This window comes from Quisquiliibacterium sp., from assembly GCF_982640115.1.
In genome coordinates this window covers 1-3,571 of record NZ_CEXFHW010000272.1, presented here as the reverse complement: position 1 = coordinate 3,571, position 3,571 = coordinate 1, and the positions used below count along the sequence as shown (strand labels likewise).

General features: G+C 72.6%; 3 protein-coding genes. 1 reads left to right on the top strand and 2 read right to left on the bottom strand.

Features of this window, described 5'->3' with window-relative positions; all coding sequences use genetic code 11:
- On the bottom strand, window positions 1–627 hold a 627-nt coding region (locus AC2H6A_RS18730; protein ID WP_484275235.1), incomplete at its 3' end, for an SOS response-associated peptidase.
- Between the two features lie 22 nt (window positions 628–649).
- Between AC2H6A_RS18730 and AC2H6A_RS18725 the strand changes: the two genes are divergently transcribed.
- A complete protein-coding gene (locus AC2H6A_RS18725; protein WP_484275234.1) occupies window positions 650–1,363 on the top strand; it encodes an HAD family hydrolase in 714 nt (237 codons plus the stop codon).
- A gap of 83 nt (window positions 1,364–1,446) precedes the next feature.
- On the opposite strand, the gene AC2H6A_RS18720 is transcribed toward AC2H6A_RS18725, so the two are convergent.
- Complete coding sequence (locus AC2H6A_RS18720) at window positions 1,447–3,534, bottom strand: TonB-dependent receptor (RefSeq protein ID WP_484275233.1); 2,088 nt, start codon at window positions 3,532–3,534, stop codon at window positions 1,447–1,449.
- Window positions 3,535–3,571: the final 37 nt, after the last annotated feature.

The following is a 3,571-nucleotide window of genomic DNA, read 5'->3' as shown; positions in this document are numbered from 1 at the left end:
CGCCGCGCGCGGCTGCGGCTCGCAGCGCACCCGGGTCGGATCGAAGCCCTGCAGCAGCGATCGGGCCTCGTCGGGCGAGGCCCGCAGCCAGGCATCGATGGCCCGGGGCTCGAGCAGCACCACCGAGCGCTTCTCGTCGCCCGGCGCATGGAAGCGGCGCATCACCGTGTGCTGGTCGGCGTTGATGGTGAGCATCGTGAAGGAGAGCAAGGTCTCGCCCTGCGGCGAGCGCCAGCGCTCCCACAGGCCGGCGAGCGCCAGCGGCTCGCCATCAGCGCCTTCGATCCGCCAGCGCACCGCACGGCCGCTCTCGTAGCTGGGCTCGAACACCGCATCGGCCGGCACCACGCACCACTGCCGCTGCCGCCAGGCGTGACGGAAGCTGGGCTTCTCGCTCACGGTCTCGCTGCGCGCGTTGTAGCACTGGCGCCAGTTGCGGCCATCGCGCGACCAGGGCGGCACCATGCCGAACACCGCCATCGCGGCCTGCCGGCCCTCGCCATCAGCCAGCACCACCGGCGTGGCCTGACCCGGGTAGGCCTCGGCCGGGTAGTCATCGCGCCCTGGCCGCACCCCGAAGCGGGCCAGCAGCCGCTCCGGGCGGGTGGGGAGGTAATTGGCGCACATCGCCGCAGGCTAAACTGCCGCGATGACCATCGTCCACCCCATCCAGGCGATCACGCTCGATCTCGACGACACCCTCTGGCCGGTCCTGCCCACGCTGGTCCGCGCCGAGGAAACCCTGGCCGACTGGCTGCGCCACCACGCGCCAGCCACCGCCACCGCGTTCACGCCAGCCAACCGCCAGGCGATCCGCAAGACGGTGCTGGCCGAGCATCCCGAGCGCGCGCACGACATGAGCTTCCTGCGCCACGAGATGCTGCGCCGGGCGATGCAGGCGGCGGGCGACCCGCCGGCGCTTGCCGACACCGGCTTCGCGGTGTTCCTCGCCGCGCGTCAGCAGGTCACGCTCTACCCGGATGTAAGGCCGGTGCTCGCGGCCTGGGCCGCCCGCTACACACTGGTGGCGGTCACCAACGGCAATGCCGATATCGCGGCGGTGGGTCTGGGCGACCTGATCAGCCACTGCGTGAGCGCGCACGAGATCGGCTGCAGCAAACCCGATCCGCGGATGTTCCACGCGGCCTGCGAACGCGCCGGCGTGGCGCCTGGGGCGGTTCTGCATGTGGGGGACGACTGGCAGCTCGATGTGCGCGCGGCGCGCGCCGCCGGCCTGCAGTCGGCGTGGCTCAAACGCCCCGACCTGAAGCACCCTTCCGCGGCGCAGGCCGACGAGGCCGAGCACGCCAGCGCCTTCGAGAGCCTGCACGCCATGGACGCGCATCTGCACCCGGCTGCCTGAGCAGACGCACGGCGCACGCGCCTGTCCCGGCGAGCCGCACACGGCGCCCCCGGCGTTGTGGCCAGCCGTGGCCCGGGCGCCGCTCAGATCATCAGCCGCAGACCCAGCCGCCAGGTGCGCGGGGCCATCGGATGAAGGTGACGGTCATCCACGCCGACCGCCTCGCCGCGCAGGCGCGACACATACTGGTATTCGATGTCATTGGCCTGCCGGTTGGCGAGATTGAAGCCGTCGAGCACCCACTCGATGCGCCGGTCCAGGCGCCAGCTCAGGCGGGTGTTGACCAGGCTGACGCCGGCAGCCCGCTGGCTGCCGTCTTCGGTCAGCGGACGCGGGCCGATATGGCGCCACTGCAGGCTTGCCGACCAGGGCCCGAGCTCGCGCACGCTGACCGAGGCCGAACCCACGCGGCTCACCGAGCCGGGCACATGCGTGCCGGCATCGCCCTCGGCATCGAATCGCGCCCGTGACCAGGCCAGATCGGCCTCCAGCACCAGCCAGGGTCGCGGCTGCCAGCGCTGCCCCCACTCCACGCCCTCGCGGGTGCTCGGCCGGCTGGGCTCGGTGATGCCGGCGTCGCCGACGAACACCAGCTCCGAGCCGATGCGCAGCTGCCACACCGCCAGTGTGGTGCGCCAGCCCGGCAACCACTGCGCGCGCAGACCGATCTCGCGCCCGGTGGTGGGCACCAGCGCGCCGACCGGTGCCACCGAGGCGCCGGTCTGCGGATCGACGCGCATCGTCACCCCGCGTCCATCGTTGCTGTGAAAGCCGCGCCCCCAGTGGGCGAAGAACTCGGTGTGCGCCCAGGGTCCGAGCGCGGCACTCAGACGCGGCGAGACCCGTGCCGTGGCGGCATGACCGCCGTTCTGCGGCAGGCTGGCATCGACGCGCCAGTCGCCGTGGTCGGCGCGCAGGCCTGCCGTGGTGCGCAGCCAGGGCAGCCACTCGACCCGGCTCTCGCCGTACACACCCAGCCCGCGCTGCCGCACGCGGTCATCGCGCACCGTGGCGAGGGTCTCGCGCAGCAGCGTGTCGAAGAGCCCCACCCGGATCCGGTCCTCGCGCCACTGCACGCCCAGCGCATGGCGTGCCGGCAGGCCCATCAGCTGCGCCGACCAGACCCGCGCGAGCTGCACGCCCGCGGTGAGGCGTTCATCGCGCTGCAGGGACTGATCGCCGTTGACGGGATCATCGAGGGCATAGGTGAAATTCGAGAACAGGTTCAGTCGCGACCGGATCAGGTAGACCGAGCCCTGCAGGCTGCCCGCATCGTCGGCGCGCCACCACTGCGCCGACAGGCTCTGCCGTTGGGCATCGCCGCTGTCGGACGGATCGATCGCCCCGAAGCGGCCGATCAGGCCGGCATCGAGCGCGCGCTGCGGCACCTGGTCGGTGGCCTGCCAGCGCGACTGGTAGGCCATCGCCATCACCCGCGCGCCCTGCCCGGCATGGCCGGCAGACCAGGACAACAGCCCGTTCACGCGCCGCAGGCCCTGCGGGTTGTCCCACGGTCCGTCATCACGCTGCAGCTCCAGCGCGCCGAGCAGGCGGCTGTCGGGCTGCGGGCTGCCCGAGCCCGCGAGCACCGCGCGTCGGTGGCCCCAGGCGCCCAGGCCGATCTGCGCGAAGGGCTGCGCCAGTGCATCGCGCAGGCTGATCCGCGCGCTGCCCGCCGACGCGAAGTCGCCGTCCTCGGCGCGGTAAGGCCCCTTGCGGTAATCGATGCGATCGATCAGCTCGGGGATGAGAAAGTTCAGGTCGGTGTAGCCCTGCCCGTGCGCATGGGTGGGCTGGTTCACCGGCATGCCCGCCACCCAGGTGGCGAAGTCGGTGCCGTGGTCGAGGTTGAAACCGCGCAGGAAGTACTGGTTGGCCTTGCCGTCGCCGGAGTGCTGGGTGACCACCAGTCCGGGCACCGACTCGAGCACATCGGCCGCGCGCAGCTGCGGTCGCGCCGACAGGCTGCGCGCGGTGATGCTGCCCTGGCTCGCGGCCTCGGGGACGGCGGCCGAGGCACGGCCGGTGACCACCACGGCGGGCAGCGGATCGGAGGCGCCGGATGACTCGCCAGCCTCGACTGCCCGCGCGGACGGCATCGCCCCCGGGCCAAGGACGAACGCGGCAGCGCAGACGGCCAGGCGGGATGCCGGCCGGCAGGGCATGCACATGACACTCTCCGGGTCAGATCGAACAAGCCCGTCGCGG

Coding starts and splice junctions, on each gene's coding strand:
- AC2H6A_RS18725 (WP_484275234.1), top strand. CDS start 650: ATGACCATCGTCCACCCCATCCAGGCGATCACGCTCGATCTCGACGAC.
- AC2H6A_RS18720 (WP_484275233.1), bottom strand. CDS start 3,534: ATGTGCATGCCCTGCCGGCCGGCATCCCGCCTGGCCGTCTGCGCTGCC.